The organism is Pseudomonas sp. CJQ_9 (assembly GCF_043106615.1).
GTDB classification, from domain to species: Bacteria; Pseudomonadota; Gammaproteobacteria; order Pseudomonadales; family Pseudomonadaceae; genus Aquipseudomonas; species Aquipseudomonas juntendi.
In genome coordinates this window covers 1-23295 of the sequence record NZ_JBICMS010000017.1, presented here as the reverse complement: position 1 = coordinate 23295, position 23295 = coordinate 1, and the positions used below count along the sequence as shown (strand labels likewise).

Annotated in this window: 24 protein-coding genes; 10 read left to right on the top strand and 14 right to left on the bottom strand. The window is 64.1% G+C overall.

Features of this window, described 5'->3' with window-relative positions; all coding sequences use genetic code 11:
* Positions 1 to 29 precede the first annotated feature (29 nt).
* Positions 30 to 209 (bottom strand): CsbD family protein, encoded by a 180-nt coding sequence (locus ACF8SD_RS02810; protein ID WP_392485103.1) that lies wholly within the window; start codon positions 207 to 209, stop codon positions 30 to 32.
* Positions 210 to 451: 242 nt separating this feature from the next.
* Here ACF8SD_RS02810 and ACF8SD_RS02805 point away from each other — a divergent pair, with 242 nt between their 5' ends.
* Positions 452 to 1924, top strand: coding sequence for a nitrous oxide reductase family maturation protein NosD (locus ACF8SD_RS02805; RefSeq protein ID WP_392485101.1), 1473 nt, complete (start codon positions 452 to 454; stop codon positions 1922 to 1924).
* 164 nt (positions 1925 to 2088) lie between these two features.
* Positions 2089 to 2469 carry a hypothetical protein gene (locus ACF8SD_RS02800; RefSeq protein ID WP_009686775.1) on the top strand — a complete coding sequence of 127 codons (381 nt, stop codon included), beginning with the start codon at positions 2089 to 2091 and terminating at the stop codon, positions 2467 to 2469.
* Here ACF8SD_RS02800 and ACF8SD_RS02795 read toward each other — a convergent pair whose 3' ends face one another.
* On the bottom strand, positions 2470 to 3306 hold the full coding sequence (locus ACF8SD_RS02795) for a S1 RNA-binding domain-containing protein (RefSeq protein ID WP_392485098.1): 837 nt from the start codon (positions 3304 to 3306) through the stop codon (positions 2470 to 2472).
* Positions 3307 to 3437: 131 nt separating this feature from the next.
* Here ACF8SD_RS02795 and ACF8SD_RS02790 point away from each other — a divergent pair, with 131 nt between their 5' ends.
* A complete protein-coding gene (locus tag ACF8SD_RS02790; protein WP_173887963.1) occupies positions 3438 to 4298 on the top strand; it encodes a DUF6279 family lipoprotein in 861 nt (286 codons plus the stop codon).
* A 24-nt stretch (positions 4299 to 4322) separates the two neighbouring features.
* Here the strand turns inward: ACF8SD_RS02790 and aceK are convergent, their stop codons facing one another.
* Positions 4323 to 6038, bottom strand: a complete 1716-nt coding sequence (aceK, locus tag ACF8SD_RS02785) for a bifunctional isocitrate dehydrogenase kinase/phosphatase (RefSeq protein ID WP_392485096.1) — start codon at positions 6036 to 6038, stop codon at positions 4323 to 4325.
* A gap of 149 nt (positions 6039 to 6187) precedes the next feature.
* Between aceK and ACF8SD_RS02780 the strand changes: the two genes are divergently transcribed.
* Both ACF8SD_RS02780 and ACF8SD_RS02775 read left to right on the top strand, forming a co-directional pair.
* Positions 6188 to 7063, top strand: coding sequence for a DMT family transporter (locus ACF8SD_RS02780; protein ID WP_029885395.1), 876 nt, complete (start codon positions 6188 to 6190; stop codon positions 7061 to 7063).
* A gap of 13 nt (positions 7064 to 7076) precedes the next feature.
* Positions 7077 to 7535: a DUF4265 domain-containing protein gene (locus ACF8SD_RS02775; protein WP_392485094.1), complete on the top strand. Its 459-nt coding sequence runs from the start codon at positions 7077 to 7079 to the stop codon at positions 7533 to 7535.
* A gap of 3 nt (positions 7536 to 7538) precedes the next feature.
* Here ACF8SD_RS02775 and ACF8SD_RS02770 read toward each other — a convergent pair whose 3' ends face one another.
* The 4 genes from ACF8SD_RS02770 to cysK form a co-directional block, all read right to left on the bottom strand.
* Positions 7539 to 8420: a DMT family transporter gene (locus ACF8SD_RS02770; protein ID WP_054913884.1), complete on the bottom strand. Its 882-nt coding sequence runs from the start codon at positions 8418 to 8420 to the stop codon at positions 7539 to 7541.
* Between the two features lie 115 nt (positions 8421 to 8535).
* Positions 8536 to 8697: a hypothetical protein gene (locus ACF8SD_RS02765; protein WP_009686782.1), complete on the bottom strand. Its 162-nt coding sequence runs from the start codon at positions 8695 to 8697 to the stop codon at positions 8536 to 8538.
* A 128-nt stretch (positions 8698 to 8825) separates the two neighbouring features.
* The gene (locus ACF8SD_RS02760) at positions 8826 to 9761 is read right to left on the bottom strand and encodes an aspartyl/asparaginyl beta-hydroxylase domain-containing protein (protein ID WP_392485093.1); all 936 of its coding nucleotides are present in this window, start codon (positions 9759 to 9761) and stop codon (positions 8826 to 8828) included.
* A 172-nt stretch (positions 9762 to 9933) separates the two neighbouring features.
* Entirely contained in the window at positions 9934 to 10908 is a 975-nt protein-coding gene (cysK, locus tag ACF8SD_RS02755) for a cysteine synthase A (protein WP_009686784.1), read from the bottom strand.
* Positions 10909 to 11042: 134 nt separating this feature from the next.
* On the opposite strand from cysK, the gene ACF8SD_RS02750 reads away from it, so the two are divergent.
* The 3 genes from ACF8SD_RS02750 to ACF8SD_RS02740 all read left to right on the top strand — a co-directional run bounded on the left by ACF8SD_RS02750 (position 11043) and on the right by ACF8SD_RS02740 (position 14374).
* Positions 11043 to 12116 (top strand): DUF748 domain-containing protein, encoded by a 1074-nt coding sequence (locus ACF8SD_RS02750; RefSeq protein WP_009686785.1) that lies wholly within the window; start codon positions 11043 to 11045, stop codon positions 12114 to 12116.
* 220 nt (positions 12117 to 12336) lie between these two features.
* Positions 12337 to 13182 carry a MoxR family ATPase gene (locus tag ACF8SD_RS02745; protein ID WP_009686786.1) on the top strand — a complete coding sequence of 282 codons (846 nt, stop codon included), beginning with the start codon at positions 12337 to 12339 and terminating at the stop codon, positions 13180 to 13182.
* Positions 13183 to 13195: 13 nt separating this feature from the next.
* The gene (locus tag ACF8SD_RS02740; protein WP_392485090.1) at positions 13196 to 14374 is read left to right on the top strand and encodes a VWA domain-containing protein; all 1179 of its coding nucleotides are present in this window, start codon (positions 13196 to 13198) and stop codon (positions 14372 to 14374) included.
* Between the two features lie 115 nt (positions 14375 to 14489).
* Here ACF8SD_RS02740 and ACF8SD_RS02735 read toward each other — a convergent pair whose 3' ends face one another.
* From ACF8SD_RS02735 to ACF8SD_RS02720, 4 genes are read right to left on the bottom strand one after another with little or no spacing between them, the layout of a single operon-like run.
* Positions 14490 to 15407 carry a biotin-dependent carboxyltransferase family protein gene (locus ACF8SD_RS02735; RefSeq protein WP_392485088.1) on the bottom strand — a complete coding sequence of 306 codons (918 nt, stop codon included), beginning with the start codon at positions 15405 to 15407 and terminating at the stop codon, positions 14490 to 14492.
* A complete protein-coding gene (gene pxpB, locus ACF8SD_RS02730; protein WP_173887957.1) occupies positions 15404 to 16090 on the bottom strand; it encodes a 5-oxoprolinase subunit PxpB in 687 nt (228 codons plus the stop codon). The genes ACF8SD_RS02735 and pxpB overlap by 4 nt, the downstream gene beginning before the upstream one ends.
* Positions 16090 to 16866, bottom strand: a complete 777-nt coding sequence (locus tag ACF8SD_RS02725) for a 5-oxoprolinase subunit PxpA (RefSeq protein ID WP_392485086.1) — start codon at positions 16864 to 16866, stop codon at positions 16090 to 16092. The genes pxpB and ACF8SD_RS02725 overlap by 1 nt, the downstream gene beginning before the upstream one ends.
* Positions 16867 to 16875: 9 nt before the next feature.
* Positions 16876 to 18162: an MFS transporter gene (locus ACF8SD_RS02720; protein ID WP_054905135.1), complete on the bottom strand. Its 1287-nt coding sequence runs from the start codon at positions 18160 to 18162 to the stop codon at positions 16876 to 16878.
* A gap of 128 nt (positions 18163 to 18290) precedes the next feature.
* Here ACF8SD_RS02720 and ACF8SD_RS02715 point away from each other — a divergent pair, with 128 nt between their 5' ends.
* On the top strand, positions 18291 to 19205 hold the full coding sequence (locus tag ACF8SD_RS02715) for a LysR family transcriptional regulator (RefSeq protein WP_392485084.1): 915 nt from the start codon (positions 18291 to 18293) through the stop codon (positions 19203 to 19205).
* A 43-nt stretch (positions 19206 to 19248) separates the two neighbouring features.
* On the opposite strand, the gene ACF8SD_RS02710 is transcribed toward ACF8SD_RS02715, so the two are convergent.
* From ACF8SD_RS02710 to ACF8SD_RS02700, 3 genes are read right to left on the bottom strand one after another with little or no spacing between them, the layout of a single operon-like run.
* Positions 19249 to 19770 (bottom strand): DUF2937 family protein, encoded by a 522-nt coding sequence (locus tag ACF8SD_RS02710; protein ID WP_392485082.1) that lies wholly within the window; start codon positions 19768 to 19770, stop codon positions 19249 to 19251.
* 9 nt (positions 19771 to 19779) lie between these two features.
* A complete protein-coding gene (locus ACF8SD_RS02705) occupies positions 19780 to 20553 on the bottom strand; it encodes a class II glutamine amidotransferase (RefSeq protein WP_009686794.1) in 774 nt (257 codons plus the stop codon).
* Positions 20554 to 20567: 14 nt separating this feature from the next.
* Positions 20568 to 21065: an MFS transporter gene (locus ACF8SD_RS02700; protein ID WP_182366219.1), complete on the bottom strand. Its 498-nt coding sequence runs from the start codon at positions 21063 to 21065 to the stop codon at positions 20568 to 20570.
* Positions 21066 to 21187: 122 nt separating this feature from the next.
* Between ACF8SD_RS02700 and ACF8SD_RS02695 the strand changes: the two genes are divergently transcribed.
* Positions 21188 to 23230, top strand: coding sequence for a S9 family peptidase (locus ACF8SD_RS02695; protein ID WP_392485080.1), 2043 nt, complete (start codon positions 21188 to 21190; stop codon positions 23228 to 23230).
* The last annotated feature ends 65 nt before the right edge of the window (positions 23231 to 23295 follow it).

The following is a 23295-nucleotide window of genomic DNA, read 5'->3' as shown; positions in this document are numbered from 1 at the left end:
GCGAAGAGGCCGGCACAGGCTTGCTCAGATCACGGTTTCTTTACCGCGTCCTTCACATCGCCCTTCACTTGCTGCGCCTCGCCTTTGAGCTCTTGCGCCTTGCCCTCGGCACGTAGCTTGTCGTTGTCGGTCACCTTGCCGACACCTTGTTTCACGTTGCCCACCGCCTCATTGGCCAGGCCTTTAGCTTTGTCTTTAGTACCGCTCATGGCAAAACTCCTGCAAATGGAGGCACGCGTGCCGTGCCGACAAAAGGTGGACCCAGCGCCCAGCGCAAGAGTTTCAACGAATTTTCACCCCGCAAGCCAAGCGGTCAATCAACGGGCGAATACCGCACCAATTCACACAGGCAGCCCTGCGTTGACGCCACGGCTCCCCTAGAATGCCGTGCAAATGTGCGCCTCAAGCAGGCGAGCACACCACAAGAACAATGTTTTCGGATACCCGCCCCATGCGTCTGATGCCTGCACTGCTGGCCTTGCTGCCACTGCTGCCCCTGCCTACCCTGGCCACCGCTGCCGCCAGCCCTGAAACCCTGCGTGTCGAGCGCTACACCGACGACGGCAACCCCGGCACCCTGCGCTGGGCCATTGAAACCAGTAACCGGAACCCCGGCCATTACCGTATCGACATCGCCGCCGTGGGCAAGCCACCTTATGTGATCCGCCCCAGCCACGCGCTGCCGGAAATCAAAGGCCCGGTCAGCATCACCGGGCTGGCCTGGGCACGCGAGGGTCAGTACATTGCCATCGACGGCTCCGCCTACATCAAGGACCAGGGTGTTCGCACCTGCCCCGGTGCCCTGCCCGGCCAGTTCGGCACCAACGTGCGCACCACCACCAACCCTGGGCTGGTGCTGCGTGACACTCAGGGCGTGCAACTGCGCGGCCTGGAAGTGCGCAATTTCTGCATCGGCATCCTGGTCAACCGCGCCAGCCACAACGTCATCGAAGACAACCGCATCGTCGCCAACAAAGGCGGCGCCGGGATCATGCTGACTGGCGACGACGGCGCGGGCAACCCCACTGCCACCACGACCAACAACAACAAGGTGCTGCGCAATCAGCTGATCGACAACGGGGATGGCCTGGAGCTGACCCGTGGCGCCGCATTCAACCTGGTAGCCGACAACCTGTTCCGCTCCACAGCAGCCAACCCCGAGCCCTCACAGGGTATCGAGATTCTGCTGGGCAACGACAACAGCGTGGTGCGCAACCGCTTCGAGAACTACTCCGACGGCCTGCAGATCAACTGGGGCAAACGCAACTACCTGGCGGCCAACACCTTCAGCGGCAACTCGATCGGGGTCAGCGTCACCGGCGAGGGCAACATCCTGGACGGCAACCTGATCCACGGCAACCGCATCGGCGTGGCCCTGCGCCCGGAGCCTGAGGTGACTACCACGCGCCTCAGCGGTAACCGCATCTGGGGCAACAGCCAGGATATCCGCCGCTGCCAGGCGGGCGGCTCATGCGTACCCGGGCAGCGCACCGGGGCCATTGTGTTTGGCGTGCCAGCCCAGGCACACGCCTTGTATGTGGGCTCACGCGGGGTTGGCGCCGACCTGCCGAACCAGGACCAGGCACTCATCTGCAACGCCAAGGGCGAGCCCAAGCCATGCCAGCCGCTGCCCAATCACAATCAGCCGGCACCACGGCTGCTGGCGCTGGAAGGCAATGTGCTGCGCGGTGAAGTACAGGGGCCGGCATCGAGCCTGCTGCGCGTTGAGTTCTTCGGCAATGCCCAGGCCGACGCCACCGAGGCCGAGCACTACCTTGGCGAAGTGCAGGTGAACAGCGACGCACAAGGGCAGGCACGGTTTGCCCAGGCGCTGGACGACATCGCTGGGTTGCGCAGCTTCACCGCGACCGTGACTACCGCTGATGGGGCAACCTCCGAGCTGAGCCTGCCGCTTCGTCGCTGACGCACCGCCAGGGCCGGCTGATGGCGAGGGTGGGGCGCAACACAAGGCAGCACCCGCGCCCCCCACCTGGCGCGCCCGCAGCAGGCACAACCATCAAACCTTGCCCCGCCCCGTGGCACCCCTCACAATGCAGGCCTTCATAGCGTCAACCCGCAGGAACCTGCATGAAACTCGACAAACCCGCCGCCATCGCCCGGCGCAACCAAGCACTGGCCCGCCCGGTGCTGAACAGCAGCAACACCCTGTTCGCCATTCTGGACAACAAACGCAACCTGTGGTGGTTCGAAGTGCCGGTGGCGCTGCTGGGCAAGGGCCAGGCCGACTGGGTCAACCTGCTGCTGCACACCCCGCAAACCGACGAGCTGCAGCACCTGAAAGTCCCGACCAACTTCCTCAAGGCCCATCTGGAACAGATGGAAGTGCGCAAGCCTGGCAAGCGCCGCTCGACCATCAGCCTGGCGCTGAGCGCCGACCGCGACTCGCTGCTGCGCGACACCCGCCCAGGTGGCGAGCAGCTGGACTTCCGCAACTTCGTTCAGGCCTGATCAGGCCTTTTCGATCCGGTCGTCATGGATGATGATCAAGCCCTGCTTGAACAAGCCGCCAATGGCTTTCTTGAAGTTGCCCTTGCTGACATTGAACAGCTTGCTGATCAACGCCGGGTCGCTCTTGTCACACACCCCCAGCACCCCGCCTTCGGCCTCCAGGCGCGCCATGATCTGCTCCTGCAGGCTGTCGGCAAGGGCCGCGCCCACCGGCTGCAGGCTGAGGGCGATCTTGCCGTCGTGGCGCAGTTCCTTGATGAAACCCTTCTCGTGCATGCCCGAGCGCAGGAACTTGAACACTTCGTTCTTGTGGATCAGGCCCCAGTGGCGGTTGTTGATGATGGCTTTGAAGCCCATCGGCGTTTCGCCAGCCACCAACAGCTCGACCGGCTGCCCTACCTTGTAATCGGCCGGGGCCACGTCAAGGTAGCGGTCCAGGCGGGAAGTGGCGGTGATGCGGCGGGTGCGCTTGTCGAGGTACACGTGCACCACGCAGTAGTCGCCGATCTTCAACGGCCGCGCCTCTTCCGAGTACGGCATCAACAGGTCCTTGGACAAGCCCCAGTCGAGGAAGATGCCGGCACCGTTGATGTCCTTGACCTTCAGGCTGGCAAACTCACCGACCTGCACCTTGGGCTTCTCGGTGGTCGCAATCAGCTGGTCTTCGCTGTCCAGGTAGATGAACACGTTCAACCAGTCATCGACTTCGGTTTCGGCGTTTTTCGGGATGTAGCGCCCGGGCAGCAGGATCTCGCCATCGGCGCCGCCGTCCAGGTACAGACCGAAGTCCACGTGTTTCACGATTTGCAAACTGTTGTAACGCCCAAGCAGAGCCATTTCCGATGATCCTCATAACAAGGCGGCTATTCTACACCTGAAGCCAGCGCGCCGCCCGACCGCTGATGCAGTGGAACCGCCGTGCCCCCCCTCGCGTCTACCGTCTGGCCAGCCACTGCAAGGAACAGCACATGCCTTCACGCCTGTCCAAAGCCCTGCTCATCGCCCTTGGATTCGCCCTGGCCCTTGGCGCCTGCAGCCGCATGGACCTGGCCTACCGCAACCTCGATCGCCTGGTGCCGTGGTCGCTGGGCGACTACCTGGACATGAACGGCACGCAAAAGGCCTTGCTCGACGACCGCCTCAAGCAACACCTGGCCTGGCACTGCAAGACCCAGTTACCGGGCTACCTTGACTGGCTGGAGCGGGTCCGCGCCATGGTCGCCAACAACCAGGTGACCGACCAGGCGCTGCAGCAACGCACCCGCGAAGCGCGCCTGGCGATTGGCCGTGTGGCCGAGGAAATCACCCCTTCGGCGACCGAGTTGTTGCGCGGCATGAGCGACAGCCAGGTGGCCGAAATGCGTGAAGCGTTCCGCGACGACATCGCCGAGCGGCAAAAAGAGTACGTCGATACCCCGCTGGCCGAGCAGGTCAGCGAGCGCAGCGCGCGTATGGAAAAACGCCTGACCGCCTGGTTTGGCCCACTGTCCGCGGTGCAGAAGCAACGCGTACAAGCCTGGTCAGCAGCGCTGGGCGACCAGAACCGCGAATGGATCGCCAACCGCGCCCACTGGCAGCAACAGCTGCTGCTGGCGATGAACCAACGCAACGACGCCAGCTTCGAGCCGCGCCTGGCAACCTTGTTGCAACACAAGGAAAGCCTGTGGACGCCGGAATACCGCACGGCCTTCCAGAACACCGAGCAACAGGCGCGCAGCCTGTTGGTAGACCTGGTGCAGCAAAGTAGCGTGCAGCAGCGGCAGTTGCTGCAAGCGCGGTTGGCCAAGGTGCACGGCCACTTCAGCGAGCTGAAGTGCCTGAAGGAGTGAGGGGCCTGGCCTGCAACACCGCCATCAGCGCCCCTTGCGTCGATACGGGAACACGTCGATCACCTTCCCTTCGCCAATGGCCGCCTGCAAGCCCTTCCAGTAATCGGCGTCATACAGCTCGCCGTGCAAACGGCTGAACAAGCGCCGCTGGCCCATGTCGGCAAACAGAAACGGCGGGAACTCTTCGGGGAACACATCGTGCGGTCCGATCGAATACCACGGCTCGCCCGACAGCTCGTCTTCTGGGTACCGCGGTGGCGGTATGTGACGGAAATTCACCTCGGTCAGAAAGCAGATTTCGTCATAGTCATAGAACACCACGCGCCCATGCCGGGTAACGCCAAAGTTCTTCAACAGCATGTCACCGGGAAAAATGTTCGCTGCTGCCAGTTGCTTGATGGCCAGGCCGTAGTCTTCCAGCGCCGCCAGCACCTGGCCTTCGCCCGCGCGCTCCAGGTACAGGTTCAACGGGGTCATGCGCCGCTCGGTCCAGCAGTGGCGCACCAGCACCGTGTCGCCCTCCAGGACAACGGTCGAGGGCGCCACTTCGAGCAACTCGGCCAGGCAATCGGGCTCGAACTTGCTGCGTGGGAAACGAAAATCGGCGAACTCCTGGGTATCGGCCATGCGCCCAACCCGGTCCACGCTTTTGACCAACCGGTACTTGTCGATCACCGTGGCGCGGTTAACGGTTTTCGACGGTGAAAAGCGGTCTTTGATGACCTTGAACACGGTGTTGAAGCCCGGCAGGGTGAACACACTCATGACCATGCCGCGCACCCCCGGCGCCATGACGAAGCGGTCGTCGCTGTTGGCCAGGTGGTTGATCAAGGCCCGGTAGAACTCCGACTTGCCTTGCTTGTAGAAACCGATCGACGTGTACAGCTCGGCAATGTGCTTGCCCGGCAGAATGCGCTTGAGAAAATGCACGAACTCGGCCGGCACCGGCACATCGGCCATGAAGTAGGAGCGGGTGAACGAGAAAATGATCGACACCTCGGCTTCGTCGGTGATCAACCCGTCCACCTCGATGCCATGGCCCTCGCGGTGCAGCAAGGGAATCACCAAGGGCCATTGCTCATCGCGGTTGTACAGGCGGCCGACCAGGTAGGCCCCTTTGTTGCGGTACAGCACGGGCACGAACAGTTCCACCGCCAGCTCCGGGTCCTTGCAGACCCCGTCGGGCAGGCATTCGCGCACCTGCGCTTGCAGCCGTGCCAGGTCACCCTCCAGGTCACCGTAGGCGACATCGAACGGGTAGTCGGCGAAGATCGCCTGCAACATTCCCTTGAGGCTACCGCCCAGCGCATAGGTACGGGTTTGCGCGGCGCGCTCACGCCCGCGCAGCGACGGCCGGGTGGTGTGGATGAACATGCAACCATCACTGATCTGGTCGTGGCTGAACAGGCTGCAGAACAGCGAGTTGTACCAGGTCTCGGCCAACTCATCGTCCAGCCGGGGGTCGATCTGCTGGATGTAGGCGTGTTTGGCCAGCGGCCACTGCGCCACGTCCAGCAACACCGGCGCGGGGAAGGCCTGGCGCAGCCAGCCGTTGACCTCGGCGACTTTCTCTTCATACAGGCTGATGCGCGCAGCCGCGGCCTGTTGGATTTCCTGCCAGCGCGCCTGTTCGAAGCGCTGGCGGGCGCCGAGGGTGATGCGCTGGAAGTGGTCACGGTAATCGTCGAAGCCCGCCAGGATGGTGCGGGCGATTTCGACAGCGGGCCAGGGTTGGGGCATGCCAGGCACCTCATGGGTGAATGAGTTACACAGCTTAGTCGGCCTGATGCAAATGCGGGCCAGGTTCACTGCGCAAGAAAGCACAAGTATCGCCCCGCCCCCTCGCGTACACTCGCGCCCCTGCCCTGCCCTGCCCTCCGGAGACCGTTGTGAGCCCGATTGCTTTAACCCGCCTGCTGACCCTTGCTGCCGTCTGGGGGGCGAGTTTCCTGTTCATGCGCATTATCGCCCCCGAGCTGGGCACGGTGCCGACCGCGTTCTTTCGCGTCTCGATCGCCTGCCTGGGCCTGGTCGCCATCGTCGCCGCCAGCCGCGTGCGCTGGGACTTCCAGGGCAAGCTCGGGGCCTGCCTGGTACTGGGCATGATCAACTCCGGCATCCCGGCAACCTTCTATTCCGTAGCTGCCCAGGTGCTGCCAGCCGGTTACTCGGCGATCTTCAACGCCACCACGCCACTGATGGGCGTGCTGATCGGCGTGCTGTGCTTCCGTGAACCCATGACGTTGGCCAAGCTCTGCGGCATTTTCCTTGGCCTGCTCGGTGTCGGCATCCTCAGCGGGGCCGGGCCGGTGGCCCTGGACATGGCCCTGCTGCAAGGCGCCCTGGCGTGCCTGGCAGCTACCACCTGCTACGGCTTTGCCGGGTTCCTCGCGCGGCGTTGGATCAGTGGCCTGGACAGCCGCCTGTCGGCGCTGGGCAGCATGCTCGGCGCTACGCTGATGCTGAGCCCGCTGTTCGCCTGGAGCGCCCTCAGCCAGCCGCCCGCCAGCTGGGGCGGCTGGCAGGTCTGGCTGTCGCTGCTCGGCCTGGGCCTGCTGTGCACGGCATTCGCCTATATCCTGTACTTCCGTCTGCTGGCAGAAATAGGCCCGGTAAAGGCCAGCACCGTGACCTTCCTGATCCCGGTGTTCGGCGTGCTGTGGGGCGCATGGCTGCTGGACGAGCCGCTGTCGCTGGCGCACCTGTATGGCGGCCTGCTGATTGCTGTGGCCTTGTGGCTGGTACTGCGCCCGGCGCGCAATTGACCGGGAGAACGGCATGAGCCCAACCTGCAAGAAGGTGCTGTTCCGCCTGGAACAGGACGCCAACGGCTACCCACCGGCCTCGGTCGAAGGCCTTTGGGCCAAGGCTGTGGAAGGCGGCCATGCCGTGGACAACATCCCCTTTCATGTGTACGGCATCGCGCCGGGTGACCTTATCGGCACCTATGAAGAAAACGGCCAGACGTGGTTCGCCGAACTGCGCCAAAGCAGCGGCACCTCGGTATTCCGGGTGCTGGTCAAGCCCCCGGAAACCCTCGATCAGGTTCGCGCTGCGTTGCAGGATTTCGGCTGCGCCTGTGAAACCGAGCAGTCGGTAAGGCTGCTGGCCGTGGCAGTACCGCAACAGCGCTCAATCGACACCCTGCTCTACTACCTGCTCACCCAGCGCGAAGCCGGGCTGCTGGACTTCGAGGAAGGCGTACTCCGGCACGCCATCCCCGCCGAGTTCCGCTAGGGCTCAAGCCTCGGCCAGGCGCTTGGCAGGCTTGCGGAACACAAACAGCAGGCCGACCACGATCAAGCCCATGCCCAGCAGGCTGAGCGGCGCCAGGCGGTTGCCGAAGATCAGCAAGTCCATCACCGCGGTCACTGCCGGCACCAGGTAGAACAGGCTGGTGACGTTGACCAGGTTACCCTTGGCGATCAGCCGATACAGCAGCAAGGTGGCCAGCAGCGAAACCACCAGGCCCATCCACAGCAAGGCAGCCACGAAACCCCCGGTCCACTGCACCTGTAAGGGTTGCAAGGGTGCGAACAGCGCGCACAGGGCAAAGCCGGCCAGGTACTGCAGCGGCAGCGTGCCCATGGGGTTGTCGGTGATGCGTTTTTGCAGAATCGAACCGCAAGTCATGCTGGCCAGCGCCAGCAGGGCGAACAGCATGCCCGCCAGCGACACCCCACCCAGGTTGAGCCCCTGGTAGACCACCATGATCAAGCCGCTCAAGCCCAGCCCCAGGCCGAACAGGCGGCTGATCGAACGCTGGCGCTCCATCAGCACGACGGTGAGGATCGGTTGCACGCCCATGACCGTGGCCATGATGCCTGGCGTGACGTGGGTGTCGAGGGCCAGCAGATAGAAGATCTGGTAAGCCCCGAGCAACACGCAGCCAGTGCCCAGGGCACGCAGCATGGCGCCCTTACGGCGTGGCCAGCGCAGCCCCAGCAACGGCCCGATCAGCAACAGGCCTGCCAGGGCCAAGGCAGAACGCAGCAGCAGGAAGGCGAACGGGCTGGCATGCGCCAGGCCAAGTTTGGAAACGATCGCCCCGCTGCTCCACAGCAGAACGAACAGGCTGGTAGTGGCCGCCGAGGCCACGGATGCTTTGTTGAAAAAGGACATGTATTGCCACCTGATGATAGGCAGATAAGCCAAGCGGACGGCCTGTGCTAAAGCGCGCTAAGTAGCCGGCCGGGTTCAGTGGGTTGCGTGTGCGAAGGGACTCGGCCGAAGCCGATCAGCCCAGCACGACCACGCAGCATGGCGGAGCTACGCCGCCTACGGCGCCACTGACAGGTGGTGGGTAATGACTGACCATGGCCGGCTGCTGGCTGCCACGCACGACCATGCCCGCGACTGGCGCGATGGCAAAGCTGGTGGTGGAGGGCTTGGCGGGCATGATTCAGGCTTCAGGGAAGGAAGTGTTGTGGAGAATAGCGGTGAACCCACGATTGGGCAATAGCGGGCGCCAGTGTGAGGTGAGCTGGCCTGTGCGCGGGTGAACCCGCGCCAAGGCCTGGCCTGCGTTCAGAACAACCAGCGGTAAAGCAGATAAGCCACGACCACCGCCAGCACCGGGCGCAAGACCCGATAGGCCTTGGGGTTGGCCCGCTTGAACTGCTTCACGTGGGTGCTGAGCTTGTTGGAGAAGCGCTTGCTCCAGGCATACGCCTGGTTGATGCCGCCCACCCGCTCGTCGTCGGTGTTCTGTGGCGCGGTGGCGCGGCCCAGGAAGGCACTGACCTGGCGGTTGATGCGGGTCATCAGCGGGCTGCTCAACGGCCGCTCGATGTCGCAGAACAGGATCACCCGGGTCACATCGGTCTCGTTCTTCACCCAGTGCACGTAGGTTTCATCGAACATCACGTCTTCGCCGTCCCGCCAGGCGTACACCTGCCCATCGACGTAGATGCGGCAGGCGTCGGAGTTCGGCGTGGACAGGCCCAGGTGGTAACGCAACGAACCGGCGAATGGGTCGCGGTGCGGGTTGAGGTGGCTACCGCCAGGCAGCAGGGCGAACATCGCGCCCTTGACGTTGGGAATGCTGCTGACCAGTTCTACGGTTTTCGGGCACAGCGCCTCGGCCGATGGCAGCGGCTTGTCGTACCACTTCAGGTAAAACCGCTTCCAACCCTTCTTGAAGAACGAACCGAAGCCGGCGTCGTTGTCCTTTTCGGCGGCGCGGATATAGCCCTCGTCAAACAGGCGCATGGCCTCTTCGCGGATTTCCTGCCAGTTGTCTTTGAGCACATCCAGTTCCGGGAAGCGCTGGCGGTCCAGGTAGGGTTTGGACGGCACCCCGGAAAACAGGTACATCAAGGCGTTGTAGGGGGCGAACAGCGCCGAATGGTTGACGAACTGGCGCAACACCGGCAGGCGGGCCTTGCCGCGCAGGTGCACGAACAGCACGCTGGCGAAGAACACCAGCAAGACACCCGCCTTGGCTGCAAAGGATAAGGTCATGCATCACTCCTAGGGGAAGAAACAGGGCTGCGCGGCCTGCTCTCCTGAAAATCATCCTGCCATCATAAACCGATCCCGCCGCGGTACAAACCACCCGGGCGGGATCGTGTCGATGAAGATTGTGCAGTCAACCAGGCCGCCGAACATTGAGCCCGGTCAGCGGCATGGCCGGTTACTGCTGGTTTTCCTGGTCGCTGAACATGTCGCTGAACAGCATGCTCGACAAATAACGCTCGCCGGAATCGGGCAGCACCACGACGATGGTCTTGCCTTGCATTTCCGGTTTTTCCGCCAGGCGCACGGCCGCCGCCATGGCTGCGCCGCAAGAAATGCCGCAGAGAATGCCTTCTTCCTGCATCAGGCGAATGGCCATGGCCTTGGCCTCTTCGTCGGCCACCGTCAGCACCTGGTCGACGATCGACAGGTCGAGGTTTTTCGGTACGAAGCCAGCCCCGATGCCCTGGATCTTGTGTGGGCTGGGCTTGAGCTCTTCGCCGGCCAGGGTCTGGGTGATCAGTGGCGAAGCCTCGGGCTCCACGGCCACCGACAGGATCGCCTTGCCCTGGGTATGCTTGATGTAGCGCGACACACCGGTGATGGTGCCGCCAGTGCCCACCCCCGCCACCAGCACGTCCACCGCGCCGTCGGTGTCGTTCCAGATTTCCGGCCCCGTGGTTTTTTCGTGAATGGCGGGGTTGGCCGGGTTCTCGAACTGGCCTGGCAGGAAGTACTGCGCCGGGTCTGAGGCCACGATTTCGTTGGCCTTGTCGATGGCGCCCTTCATGCCTTTGGCCGGCTCGGTCAGCACCAGTTCGGCGCCTAGCGCCTTCAGCACCTTGCGCCGTTCGAGGCTCATCGACGCGGGCATGGTCAGCATCAGCTTGTAGCCACGCGCGGCGGCAACGAAGGCCAGGCCGATACCGGTGTTGCCCGAGGTGGGCTCGACAATGGTCATGCCCGGCTTGAGCCGGCCGCTGCTTTCGGCATCCCAGACCATGTTCGCGCCAATGCGGCACTTGACCGAGTAGCCGGGGTTGCGCCCCTCGATCTTGGCCAGGATGGTCACGCCACGCGGGGCGATCCGGTTGATCTGCACCAGCGGCGTGTTGCCGATGGAATGGGCGTTGTCTGCAAAGATACGGCTCATGGCAGGGGTCCTTGGCATGAAAGCGAGCAGGAAAAGACCTCAAGGGTAAGCCCCGGCCGTAGGCCCGTAAAGCCTGTTCGAACTCAGCCGGGCGCATTGCGGTCCACCGCTCATCCCTCCTAGGAGACACCCCGATGAAAGCCCGTTATCGCTGGCCGTTGATCGGCCTGGCCAGCCTGGTGGCGCTGCTGGTGGCGTTGCACCTGGCCCTGCCCTACCTGGTGCGCGACTACCTCAACGACAAGCTGGCCGACATGGGCGACTACCGTGGCCACGTGGCCGACGTGGACCTGGCCTGGTGGCGCGGAGCCTACCGGATCAACGGCCTGCGGATCGTCAAGACCAGCGGCAAGGTGCCAGTGCCGCTGCTGGATGCACCGGTTATCGACCTGTCGGTCAGCTGGCACTCGCTGATCTACGACAAGGCCGTGGTGGCGAAAGTGATCTTCGAGCAGCCCGAACTGAACTTCGTCGACGGCGGCAACAAGCAGGCCTCGCAGACCGGCCAGGGCACCGATTGGCGGCAACAACTGGAAAAGCTGCTGCCGATTACCCTCGATGAAGTGCATATCGACAATGGCACCCTCACCTTTCGCAATTTCAATTCCAACCCCCCGGTCAACCTCAAGGCAACCCGGCTGGACGCCACCATCAGCAACCTGACCAACGTGCGCGACAAACAAGGCCGGCGCGACGCCAGCTTCGAGGGCACGGCGCTGATCGCCGGCAATGCCAAGGTCGAAAGCCGCGCCACCTTCGACCCGTTCAGTGACTTCGATGACTTCGAGTTCCGCCTGCGTGCCACCGGCATAGAACTGCGCAACCTGAATGACTTCGCCAGTGCCTACGGCAAGTTCGACTTCAGCGCAGGGCATGGTGACGTGGTCATTGAGGCGCAGGCGGAAAACGGTCGCCTCAATGGCTACATCAAACCCCTGCTGCGTGACGTGGACGTGTTCGACTGGCAGCAGGATGTCGAGAACAAGGACAAAGGCTTCTTCCGCTCGGTGTGGGAGGCCCTGGTGGGCGCCTCCGAGACGGTGCTGAAGAACCAGCCGAAAAACCAGTTCGCCACCCGGGTGGAGCTCAGCGGCAGCGTGCACAAGCAGAACATCAGCGCCTTCGAGGCCTTCCTGCAGATCCTGCGCAACGGTTTCATCCAGGCGTTCAATGCACGCTATGAGCAACCGGCGCCGAAGTCCGACTGAAACAGCGTGACGGGGCATTCAGGGACTGAATACCCGGTCCGCGTTTGCAGGTGCCCGGGCCCGCGTTATAGTCGGTAACAAATCGAAAACAGGTGTTGGCCCATTCGCGGGCGCGCCCGCTCCCACAGGTACCCCGCAGATTCAGCAGTTTGTGCAATTCCTGTGGGAGCGGGCGTGCCCGCGAAGAGGCCGGCACAGGCTTACAACAGAGGACAGCCCCATGAAGTTCGAAGGCACCCGCGACTACGTCGCCACAGACGACCTGAAACTGGCAGTAAACGCGGCCATCACCCTCGAACGCCCGCTGTTGGTCAAGGGCGAACCCGGCACCGGCAAGACCATGCTCGCCGAGCAGTTGGCAGCTTCGTTCGGCGCGCGCCTGATCACCTGGCACATCAAGTCCACCACCAAGGCCCACCAGGGCCTCTACGAGTACGACGCGGTCAGCCGCCTGCGCGACTCGCAGTTGGGCGTGGACAAGGTCCATGACGTGCGCAACTACCTGAAGAAGGGCAAGCTTTGGGAGGCCTTCGAGGCCGAGGAGCGGGTCATCCTGCTGATCGACGAAATCGACAAGGCCGACATCGAGTTCCCCAACGACCTGTTGCAGGAACTGGACAAGATGGAGTTCTACGTTTACGAAATCGACGAGACCATCAAGGCCCGGCAGCGCCCGATCATCATCATTACCTCGAACAACGAAAAGGAGCTGCCCGACGCCTTCCTGCGCCGCTGCTTCTTCCACTACATCGCCTTCCCCGACCGCAGCACCCTGCAGCAGATCGTCGACGTGCACTACCCGAACATCAGCCAGGCGCTGGTCAGCGAGGCGCTGGACGTGTTCTTCGACGTACGCAAGGTGCCTGGCCTGAAGAAAAAGCCTTCCACCTCCGAGCTGGTCGACTGGCTCAAGCTGCTGATGGCCGACAACATTGGTGAAGCGGTGTTGCGCGAACGCGACCCGACCAAGGCGATCCCGCCGCTGGCCGGTGCGCTGGTGAAGAACGAGCAGGACGTGCAACTGCTCGAGCGCCTGGCGTTCATGAGCCGGCGCGGCAACCGCTGACAGGAGCCGGGCCATGCTGCTCAACCTGTTCAATGAAATGCGTGCGGCCAAGGTGCCGGTGTCGGTGCGTGAACTGCTCGACCTGCACCAGGCCTTGCAAAAGCACGTGGTGTTCGCCGACATGGACGAATTCTATTACCTCGCCCGTGCCATTCTGGTGAAAGACGAACGCCATTTCGACAAGTTCGACCGCGCCTTCGCCGCTTACTTCAAAGGCCTGGAAAACCTCGACCAGCACATCGAGGCGCTGATCCCGGAAGACTGGCTGCGCAAGGAGTTCGAGCGCTCGCTCAGCGACGAAGAACGGGCGCAAATCCAGTCGCTGGGCGGCCTGGACAAGCTCATCGAGGCCTTCAAGCAGCGCCTGGAAGAGCAGAAGGCGCGCCACGCCGGCGGCAACAAGTGGATCGGCACCGGCGGCACCAGCCCGTTCGGCTCGGGCGGCTACAACCCCGAGGGCATCCGCGTGGGCGAGGCAGGCAAACGCCAGGGCAAGGCGGTGAAGGTCTGGGACCAGCGCGAGTACAAGAACCTCGACGACCAGGTGGAACTGGGCACGCGCAACATCAAGCTGGCCCTGCGCCGGCTGCGCAAGTTCGCCCGTGAAGGCGCCGCCGAAGAGCTCGACATCGACGGCACCATCGACCACACCGCGCGCGATGCCGGGTTGTTGAACATCCAGATGCGCCCGGAGCGGCGCAACACCGTGAAGCTGCTGTTGCTGTTCGACATCGGTGGTTCCATGGACGCCCACGTCAAGGTGTGCGAAGAACTGTTCTCGGCCTGCAAGACCGAGTTCAAGCACCTGGAGTACTACTACTTCCACAACTGCGTGTACGAGTCGGTTTGGAAGAACAACCTGCGCCGCACCTCGGAGCGGTTTTCCACGTTCGATCTGCTGCACAAGTATGGTGACGACTACAAAGTGATCTTCGTTGGCGATGCGGCCATGGCGCCTTACGAAATCACCCAGCCCGGTGGCAGCGTGGAGCACTGGAACGAAGAAGCCGGGTATGTGTGGCTGCAGCGTTTCATGGAGAAATTCCGCAAGATCATCTGGATCAACCCCTATCCCCGGCAGGCTTGGGACTACACCGCCTCGACCCACCTGGTGCGGGAGTTGATCGAGGACAAGATGTATCCGCTGACCTTGCAGGGGTTGGAGGAAGGGATGCGGTATCTCTCAAAGTGAGATAGAACGGGCTGCCACTTGCCAGCGGTCTGGCCTCTTCGCGGGCGCGCCCGCTCCTACAGGTATGGCGCAGGCCTGTGTGGGAGCGGGCGTGCCCGCGAAAGGGCCCGCAGCCTTACAGCCACCGGCCCAAGTATTGCTGCTGCTCCCGCCACGCCTCATCCTGCACCACCGCCCTGAACTTCACCTGCGCCCCCGGCATGCACTGCGCCAGTTGCGCCAGCGCCAGCGGTGTCAACGCCCCCAGCCGCGGGTAACCGCCAATGGTCTGCCGGTCATTGAGCAACACGATCGGTTGCCCGTCCGGCGGCACCTGCACCGCCCCCAGGGGAATGCCCTCGGAAATCATCGGCGCGCCCTGGTAGACCAATTTCGGCCCCAGTAGACGGATGCCCATGCGGTCAGCCCGGCTGTCCAGCGTCCAGTCACTGTTGAACGCCTCAAACAGGCTGGTACCACTGAAATCACCGATCTGCGCGCCCATCACTAGGTCGAGCACAGGCTTGTGGTGATAGCGCGGGCGCAAGGCATCCGGCACTTCACGAAGGGTTGCCGGCGTACCCGCAAAAGCCAGCAGCTGGCCTTTACCAAGCGCAGCGCCCTGGCCGCCTGTACCGCCCAGCGCTTCGCGCACCACGGTGGCACAGCTGCCCAGCACCGCCTCGCCGCGAAACCCGCCAGGCGCCGCCAGGTACGCCCGAACGCCCTGCTTGGGCTGCTTCAGGGCCAAGCGCTGCCCTTTGCCCAAAGCAAAGCTGCGCCAGGGCGCTACCGGCTGATCATCAACTCGCGCATCCAGGTCGGCACCGGCCAGCGCCAGCACACAATCCTGCTGCGCCACCACACAGAAGCCACCCAGCGCGACCTCCACCACAGGTGCGGCCAGCGAATTGCCCAACAGCCAGTTGGCCCAGTACATCGCCACCCAGTCCAGCGCCCCGCCCTGGGTCACGCCCAGGTGCCGTACGCCGAAGCGCCCCGCGTCCTGCAACTGGCACAAGGCGTTGCTGGCCTCGATCGTCAACTGCTTCATCCTTGCGCCTCCACATCGCCGCCCAGGGCCAGAAACTCATCACGCGTAACCGCCACGAAACGCACCCGGTCACCGGGTTGCAACAGGCTATAACCCTCACGTTCATGGTCGAACAAACGCACCGGTGTTCGCCCGATCAGGTTCCAGCCCCCCGGCGACACCGCCGGGTACGCTGCTGTCTGGCGCTCGGCAATACCCACGCTGCCCGCCGCCACGCGCTTGCGCGGGGTGCTCAGGCGGGGGCTGGCCAGGCGTTCATCGACCAGGCCCATGAAGCCGAACCCAGGGGCGAAGCCCAAGGCAAAAACCGGGTACTCGCGCTCGCTGTGCAAGCGGACCACTTCACCCTCGGTCAAGCCGCTGCGGGCAGCCAGTACAGGCAGCTCCGGGCCGACGCTGGCGTGGTACCACACCGGGATCTCGTGGCGCCGGCCAGCACTGCCGGCGTCCGGCTGCAAACCGTCCAGGGCCTGGGCGATCAGCGCCCTCGCCTCGGCCGGCGGCAGGTCGAAGTGCACCATGAGCGTGGTGTACGACGGCACCACGTCCAGCAGGTGCTGGCCGAACGCTGCGCGCAAGCACTGGCTGGCAGCGAGCATCCACGGCATGTTGGCCTCGTCGATACGCTCGAACAGGCGCACCATCAGGCTGTCGAACGCGACCACTTCGATACGCAGCTTCATCATCGCTCCATGGCATCGAGGGCTTGGCGGATCTGCCGCACCGCTGCTACCGAACTGTCGTTGTCGCCATGCACACACAGTGTGCTGGCCGCCAGCTTCAAGGCACTGCCATCGTTCGCCACCAACGTATGGCCACGGGCCAGGCGCTCGGCCTGCTCCACCACACGCGCCGGGTCGTGATGCACGGCGCCAGGCAGGCGCCGCGAGACCAGGTGGCCGCTGGCGGTATAGGCCCGGTCGGCGAATGCCTCGAACCACAGCGGCACGCCGATTTCATCGCCCAGCGCCTGGGCCGCACGGTTGTCGGCGGTGGCCATCAGCATCAGCGGCAGGTCGCTGCCGTAAGCCGCCACAGCTTCCAGCACGGTGCGCAGCTTGAGCGGGTCGGCCATCATGTCGTTGTACAGCGCGCCATGCGGCTTGATATAGGCCACCCGGCCGCCGAGCACCTTGCAGATGCCCTCCAGTGCGCCGATCTGGTAGTGCAGCAAATCGCGAATTTCCTCGGGGCTGCAGGCCATGGACCGGCGCCCGAAGCCGACCAGGTCCGGGTAGGCCGGGTGGGCACCGATCGCCACCCCGTGCTCCAGTGCCAGGGCCACGGTGCGGCGCATGATGCCCGGGTCACCGGCGTGGTAACCGCAGGCGATGTTGGCGCAGTCGATATAGGGCATGACCTCGGCATCCAGGCCCATGCGCCAGCTGCCGAAACTTTCACCCATGTCGCAATTGAGTAGCAGGCGTTCCACCACGCGGCCTCCGTTGTTGTCGTGCATGTGCCTACCTTACCGCGCTTGCAACTGTTTGCCGCGTGTTTCCGGCAGGCTCAGCGCTGCAACGATCACCACGCCATAGGACACGGCAGAAAACACACCGATACCCAGGCCCAGCGGCACCTGCTGGCCGAGCAAGCCAATCAGCAACGGGAACAGCGCCGCAACGACTTTGCCGATGTTGTAGCAGAAGCCCTGCCCCGAACCGCGGATACGTGTTGGGAACAGCTCTGTCAGGAACGCGCCCATGCCGCTGAAGATCCCCGAGGCGAAGAAGCCCAGCGGGAAGCCCAGCCACAGCATCACGCCATCGCTGACGGGCATCTGCGTGTACAGCAGCACGATGACGAACGAGCCCACGGCGAACAGGATGAAGTTCTTCTTACGCCCCAGTAGGTCGGACAGGTACGCACTGACGACGTAGCCCACATACGAACCAACGATCACCATCGCCAGATAGCCACCGGTTCCCAGCACGCTCAGGCCGCGTTCATTCTTGAGGAAGGTCGGCAACCAGGACGTGATGGCGTAGTAACCGCCCAGCGCGCCTGTGGTCAACAACGAGGCGCGCACGGTGGTCCAGAGCATGCCTGGGGCGAAAATCTCGTAGAAGTGCGACGGTGCCTCGGCCGCTGGCGTCGCCTTGGCCTGGCGGTAGACCTCCGGGTCCTTGACCAGGCGGCGCACGAAGATCACGAAGATGGCCGGCACCAGGCCCAACAGGAACAGTGCCCGCCAGGCCTGCTCAGGCGGCAGCCAGGAGAACAGCAGCGCATAGAGGATGGCGGTCAGGCCCCAGCCAATGGCCCACCCGGACTGCACCATGCCGACCGCCTTGCCACGGTCCTGGGCGCGGATCACTTCGCCGATCAGCACTGCGCCGGCGGTCCACTCGCCGCCGAAGCCGAAGCCCATCAAGGTTCGGGCGATCAGCAACTGCTGGTAGTTCTGGGCGAACCCGCAGAGAAAAGTGAAAAACGCAAACCACAGTACCGTCAGTTGCAGGGTACGTACGCGGCCAATGCGGTCGGAGAGGATACCGGCTATCCAGCCGCCCACCGCCGAGGCGATCAGCGTGCTGGTGTGGATCAGCCCGGCTTCGGTGGTGGTGATCCCCCACAGCATGATCAGCGTGGGGATGACGAAGCTGAGCATCTGGGTGTCCATGCCATCCAGGCCGTAGCCAATCTTGCAGCTCCAGAAGGTGCGCCGTTGCTGTGAGTCGATGTCGCGGTACCAGGCGAACGGCCCGGACGAAGGGGAAGAACTGACCTGCTGCTGCACGCCGGTGGGGTTCATGCTTGCCTCGGCTTGTTGGTATTGTTGTATGGGCGACCTGTACTGTCGCGGCCTGGGCCAATGTTCGGAGCCCGCGCGCGCTGCGTCCAACGAGAAAAACCGCCGGTCTGGAACAAGAAAAACTGATCATGAACCTTCGCTTTCTCGAAACCTTTGTCTGGGTCGCCCGCCTCAAGAGCTTCCGCCTGACCGCAGACAAGCTGTTCACCACCCAGGCCTCGGTCTCCAGCCGTATTGCCGCGCTGGAGGCCGACCTAGGCGTGAAGCTGCTGCTGCGCGACTCGCGCGGCGTCAGCCTGACCCCGGAAGGCGGCAAGGTGCTGGAATACGCCGAACGCATGCTGGACACCGCCAAGGCCATGAAGCAATCGCTGGACAGCGACCGGGCCAAGGTCGGGCGAATTCGCATCGGGGTGATGGACACGGTCATCCACACCTGGATGAGTGCGCTGGTGGCGGAACTGACCGAGCGCTACCCACAGGTAGAAATCGAGCTGGTGGCGGACACTGCACTGAACCTGCGCGAGCAACTGCATAAGGGGTTTCTCGACGTGATCCTGCAGACCGACCTGCTGCGCGAGCAGTCGATCCGCAGCCTGGATCTGGCGCGCTACCCGATGGGCTGGGTGGTTGCCGCCGGCTCGCCCCAGCACCGCGCTTTCGGCTCGCTGGCCGAGCTCGGTCGGGAGCGGATCATCACCTTCTCGAAGAATTCACGGCCGCACCAGGAGGTGCTGAGCCTGCTGCAGGGTGCCGGGGCTGACGCACCGCGGCTGAACTGCGTGAACTCGGTGGCGGCCATTACCCGGCTGCTACGCGACGGCTTCGGCATCGGCGCGTTGCCACCGGCATTGGTGGATGCCGAGCTGGGCCGCGGCGAGCTGGTGTTGCTGGCCGGGCTGCAACCGCCGCCGAGCCTGGAGCTGGTGGTGGCCTGGCAGACCGGCGTGGCGCTGGTGGATGAGGTAGTCGGGCTGTGCCGACAGGTGCTGGAGGGGTATGCACGGGATATGGGTGGGCAGCGGATCGTGCTGGTTTCCTAGGGGGTTGGCGTTGAGAACGCAGTGCCTGTGCTGGCGATCACCCTCAGCGCCAGCTCTCTTTCACCACCCGGCGCCGCCCCCCGAGGATCACCCAACCAAGCCCCAGCAATAGGCTTTCGACCAAGAACGCCAGCACAAACCCTGTGCCAACACCCCAGCCGATGGCCTCGGGCACCAGCAGAATCTGGTAGCTGTAGCCGTTGAGGGTTTCTTCACGCAACTGCGGGTCGGCCTGCACCAGCACATGCCAGGTGCGTGCGACCCAAGGCCCTTGCAGGGCCTGCCACTCGTTCTCCAGCAACTGGTTGCGGATCATCAGGCTTTCGATGCTGTTGGCGTCACTGTTGAACACCGGGTCATCACTGCTGCGGTAGTGCCTTAACAAGGCCTGCAGGTCGCCATTGAAAAAGCGCTCGGCCGTCTGCTTGAAACCGTCCAGCGCTTCGCGCGACTCGTACAGGTGCGCCTCCACCCGCTGGCTGTAGTCTTTCACCAGCCCCGGCACCTGAATACCGGCCAACAGGCCGAAGGTGAACAGCAGCAACCTCAGGTAACTTCTGAACATGCAGCGTCCTTAGCTCTGGCCGTGCGCCACACATTCACCGTGCCGCCACAGGGCCCATTGACCCGGCTCGTAGCGCTGCCAGGTCTCGTTCTCGGTCAGGGCCTCGGTGGCAATCACCGTGACCACGTCGTTGGGGGTGGTTTGCGTATGGAAGTCGACGATGAGGTCGACATCCTTCAAGCGTGCTGCGCCAAACGGCGCACGCCGGGTAATGTGCACCAGCTTGGTCGAACAGAAACAGAACAGCCAGTCACCGTCGCTGAGCATGCAGTTGAACACGCCCTGCCCGCGGTAACCGGCACAGGCTTCGACCAGCACCGGCAACAGCTGTTCCACCGGCACCGGCTCGGGGAAGGCGCTGCGAATGCGGTTGAGCAGGTCGCAAAAGGCCGCCTCGCTGTCGGTATCGCCTACCGGCCGATAGAAACTGCCCAGGCCCTTGAAGGCGCCCAACTGGCCGTTGTGCGCAAAGCACCAGTTACGGCCCCACATTTCGCGCATGAACGGGTGGGTGTTGGCCAGGCAGACCTTGCCGACGTTGGCCTGGCGGATATGGCCAATGACCACTTCGCTCTTGATCGGGTAGCGCTGCACCAGGCTGGCTACCTCCGACTCGCTGCTGGCAGCCGGGTCCTGGAACAGGCGCAGGCCGCGCCCTTCATAGAAGCCGATGCCCCAGCCATCGCGGTGCGGGCCGGTGCGGCCACCGCGCTGCATCAGGCCGGTAAAGCTGAAGACAATGTCGGTAGGGACGTTGGCACTCATGCCCAACAGTTCGCACATGGCTGTGTCTCCGCTTACAGACGGGGCTCGACCCGGCCATTTCCCCCGGGTGCCGCAGGTGGCGGGAGGTCACGGTAACGGTCGCTGCGCTCGGCGGCCAAAGGGGCCTGGGCGCCGAGCCGGTCATCTTCGGCCTGCTCGCGCTGGGCCGCGGCCTCAGCCTGGGCCCGCCGCTCGCGGGCGCGCTTTTCCAGCGGCCAGCGCAGCAATACGAAGAGGGCATACAAGGCAAAGGCGATCATGCCGTACATGGCAAAATCGGAAATTGCGCGCCAGGCATTGTTGCCAACCTTGAACGCCACATCCAGGGTGGTGATGGCGATGGCCGGGGCGAAGCTGTCCTTGACCGGGTCAACCACGGTCGGCGTCAGCAACAGCACCGCCAGCACCACGCGCAGGGGCTCGCGCAACCAGCGCCACATCCAGCCGGTCAGTTTGAAGCCCACCAGCAGGCAGCCCAAAGCGGCAACCGCGTACAGGCCCCAGGCCAAGGTGTAGTCGTTCTCGATCATGGTGTTCGTGCAAGCCAGGCAAAGAGGTGCCTATGATAAACACTTTTCCGGGCGCACACAGTGTTTGCCTGCGCCGGCCGCTTCGCAGCCGGGCCCAGGCCACCCCAACCAAGAGATTCTCGATGCCGACCAAGCCCCAACCGCCGATTGCCCATGCCGACCAGGCCGCCGACCCGTATGCCTGGCTGCAACAGCGCGACACCCCCGAGGTGCTCGCCTACCTGCAGGCCGAAAACGCCTACCAGCAAGCCTGCCTGGCCGACCAGGCGCCCCTGCGCGAGCAATTGTTCGAAGAGATCAAGGGCCGCATCCAGGAGACCGACCTGTCGCTGCCTTCACCCTGGGGGCCGTACCTGTACTACACCCGCACCACCGCTGGCGACGAGTACCCGCGCCACTACCGCTGCCCACGCCCGGCCGACGACAGCAACACCGTCGATGAAAGCCAGGAACAGCTGTTGCTCGACCCCAACGCACTGGCCAACGGCGGCTTCCTCTCGCTGGGCGCGTTCAGTATCAGCCCCGACCACCGCCTGCTGGCCTACAGCCTGGATACCAGTGGCGACGAGGTCTACAGCCTGTACGTGAAAGACCTCGCCAGCGGCGCGATCACCGCCCTGCCCTTTGAAGACTGCGACGGCAGCATGACCTGGGCCAACGACAGCCAGACACTGTTCTTCGCCGAGCTGGACGACACCCACCGGCCATGGCGCCTGTGCCGCCATACGCTGGGCAGCCCCGGTGCCGAGCGCGTGTTCGAGGAGCCCGACGGGCGCTTCTTCCTGCATTGCTACCGCACCAGTTCCGAGCGCCAGCTGGTGCTGCTGCTGAACAGCAAGACCACCAGCGAAGCCTGGGTGCTGAACGCTGAAACCCCACAGGCGCCATTCATTTGCCTGGCGCCACGTGCCGAGGGCCATGAATACTTCCCCGACCACGGCCAGCTCGACGGCGCGTGGTGCTGGTTTATCCGCACCAACCAGGACGGCATCAACTTCGCCCTGTATTACGCCCCGGCTACCGAGGTACCGGGCCGCGAGCAATGGCAGACACTGGTGCCGCACCGCGAGGCAGTCATGCTTGAAGGGCTGAGCCTGAATGCCGGCGCCCTGACCCTGAGCCTGCGCGAAGGCGGCCTGCCGATCATCGAAGTGCGCCCGCAAGGTCTGGCGGCCTACCGTGTCGAGCTGCCGGATGCCGCCTACAGCCTGTACGTGCAAGACAGCCTGGAGTTCGCCAGCCCCTGCCTGCGCCTGCGCTACGAAGCACTCAACCGCCCGGCCCAGGTGCGCCAGCTGGAGCTGGCCAGCGGCGCCCAGGTGGTGCTCAAGCAAACACCGGTACTGGGCGCCTTCGATGCCGACGACTATGTCAGCGAACGCTTGTGGGCGACTGCCGCCGACGGCACCCAGGTGCCGATCAGCCTGGTGCGGCGCCGCCAGGACCTGGGCCAGACCGTGCCGCTGTACCTGTACGGCTACGGCGCCTATGGCGAAAGCCTCGACCCATGGTTCTCGCATGCACGCCTGAGCCTGCTGCAGCGCGGCGTGGCCTTCGCCATCGCCCATGTACGCGGTGGTGGCGAGCTGGGCGAAGCCTGGTACCGTGCCGGCAAGCAGGCGCACAAGCACAACACCTTCAGCGACTTCATCGCCTGTGCCGAACACCTGGTCGCCCAGGGCGTGACGGCGCCCGACCGGCTGGCCATCAGTGGTGGCAGTGCCGGTGGCCTGTTGATCGGCGCGGTGCTCAACCTGCGCCCCGAACTGTTCCGCTGTGCGGTCGCCGAGGTGCCGTTCGTCGACGTGCTCAACACCATGCTCGACCCCGACCTGCCGTTGACCGTGACCGAGTACGACGAGTGGGGCAACCCTGAGGAGCCGGAAGTGTATGCGCGGATCAAGGCTTATGCGCCCTACGAGAACGTGAAGGCCCAGGCCTACCCGGCGATGCTGGTGGTGGCGGGCTACAACGACAGCCGCGTGCAGTACTGGGAGGCGGCCAAGTGGGTGGCGCGGCTGCGCACGCGCAAGACCGATGACAACCTGCTGTTGCTCAAGACCGAGATGGGCGCCGGGCACGGCGGGATGAGCGGGCGGTATCAGGGGCTCAAGGATGTGGCGCTGGAGTATGCGTTCGTGTTTGGCGAATTGGGTATTGCTTGAGATGGCCGGGGCGCTTTGCGCCCCTTTCACGACACAAGGCCGCTCTCATAGAACAGTACATAACT

Coding starts and splice junctions, on each gene's coding strand:
- ACF8SD_RS02810 (WP_392485103.1), bottom strand. CDS start 209: ATGAGCGGTACTAAAGACAAAGCTAAAGGCCTGGCCAATGAGGCGGTG.
- ACF8SD_RS02805 (WP_392485101.1), top strand. CDS start 452: ATGCGTCTGATGCCTGCACTGCTGGCCTTGCTGCCACTGCTGCCCCTG.
- ACF8SD_RS02800 (WP_009686775.1), top strand. CDS start 2,089: ATGAAACTCGACAAACCCGCCGCCATCGCCCGGCGCAACCAAGCACTG.
- ACF8SD_RS02795 (WP_392485098.1), bottom strand. CDS start 3,306: ATGGCTCTGCTTGGGCGTTACAACAGTTTGCAAATCGTGAAACACGTG.
- ACF8SD_RS02790 (WP_173887963.1), top strand. CDS start 3,438: ATGCCTTCACGCCTGTCCAAAGCCCTGCTCATCGCCCTTGGATTCGCC.
- aceK (WP_392485096.1), bottom strand. CDS start 6,038: ATGCCCCAACCCTGGCCCGCTGTCGAAATCGCCCGCACCATCCTGGCG.
- ACF8SD_RS02775 (WP_392485094.1), top strand. CDS start 7,077: ATGAGCCCAACCTGCAAGAAGGTGCTGTTCCGCCTGGAACAGGACGCC.
- ACF8SD_RS02770 (WP_054913884.1), bottom strand. CDS start 8,420: ATGTCCTTTTTCAACAAAGCATCCGTGGCCTCGGCGGCCACTACCAGC.
- ACF8SD_RS02765 (WP_009686782.1), bottom strand. CDS start 8,697: ATGCCCGCCAAGCCCTCCACCACCAGCTTTGCCATCGCGCCAGTCGCG.
- ACF8SD_RS02760 (WP_392485093.1), bottom strand. CDS start 9,761: ATGACCTTATCCTTTGCAGCCAAGGCGGGTGTCTTGCTGGTGTTCTTC.
- cysK (WP_009686784.1), bottom strand. CDS start 10,908: ATGAGCCGTATCTTTGCAGACAACGCCCATTCCATCGGCAACACGCCG.
- ACF8SD_RS02750 (WP_009686785.1), top strand. CDS start 11,043: ATGAAAGCCCGTTATCGCTGGCCGTTGATCGGCCTGGCCAGCCTGGTG.
- ACF8SD_RS02745 (WP_009686786.1), top strand. CDS start 12,337: ATGAAGTTCGAAGGCACCCGCGACTACGTCGCCACAGACGACCTGAAA.
- ACF8SD_RS02740 (WP_392485090.1), top strand. CDS start 13,196: ATGCTGCTCAACCTGTTCAATGAAATGCGTGCGGCCAAGGTGCCGGTG.
- ACF8SD_RS02735 (WP_392485088.1), bottom strand. CDS start 15,407: ATGAAGCAGTTGACGATCGAGGCCAGCAACGCCTTGTGCCAGTTGCAG.
- pxpB (WP_173887957.1), bottom strand. CDS start 16,090: ATGAAGCTGCGTATCGAAGTGGTCGCGTTCGACAGCCTGATGGTGCGC.
- ACF8SD_RS02725 (WP_392485086.1), bottom strand. CDS start 16,866: ATGCACGACAACAACGGAGGCCGCGTGGTGGAACGCCTGCTACTCAAT.
- ACF8SD_RS02720 (WP_054905135.1), bottom strand. CDS start 18,162: ATGAACCCCACCGGCGTGCAGCAGCAGGTCAGTTCTTCCCCTTCGTCC.
- ACF8SD_RS02715 (WP_392485084.1), top strand. CDS start 18,291: ATGAACCTTCGCTTTCTCGAAACCTTTGTCTGGGTCGCCCGCCTCAAG.
- ACF8SD_RS02710 (WP_392485082.1), bottom strand. CDS start 19,770: ATGTTCAGAAGTTACCTGAGGTTGCTGCTGTTCACCTTCGGCCTGTTG.
- ACF8SD_RS02705 (WP_009686794.1), bottom strand. CDS start 20,553: ATGTGCGAACTGTTGGGCATGAGTGCCAACGTCCCTACCGACATTGTC.
- ACF8SD_RS02700 (WP_182366219.1), bottom strand. CDS start 21,065: ATGATCGAGAACGACTACACCTTGGCCTGGGGCCTGTACGCGGTTGCC.
- ACF8SD_RS02695 (WP_392485080.1), top strand. CDS start 21,188: ATGCCGACCAAGCCCCAACCGCCGATTGCCCATGCCGACCAGGCCGCC.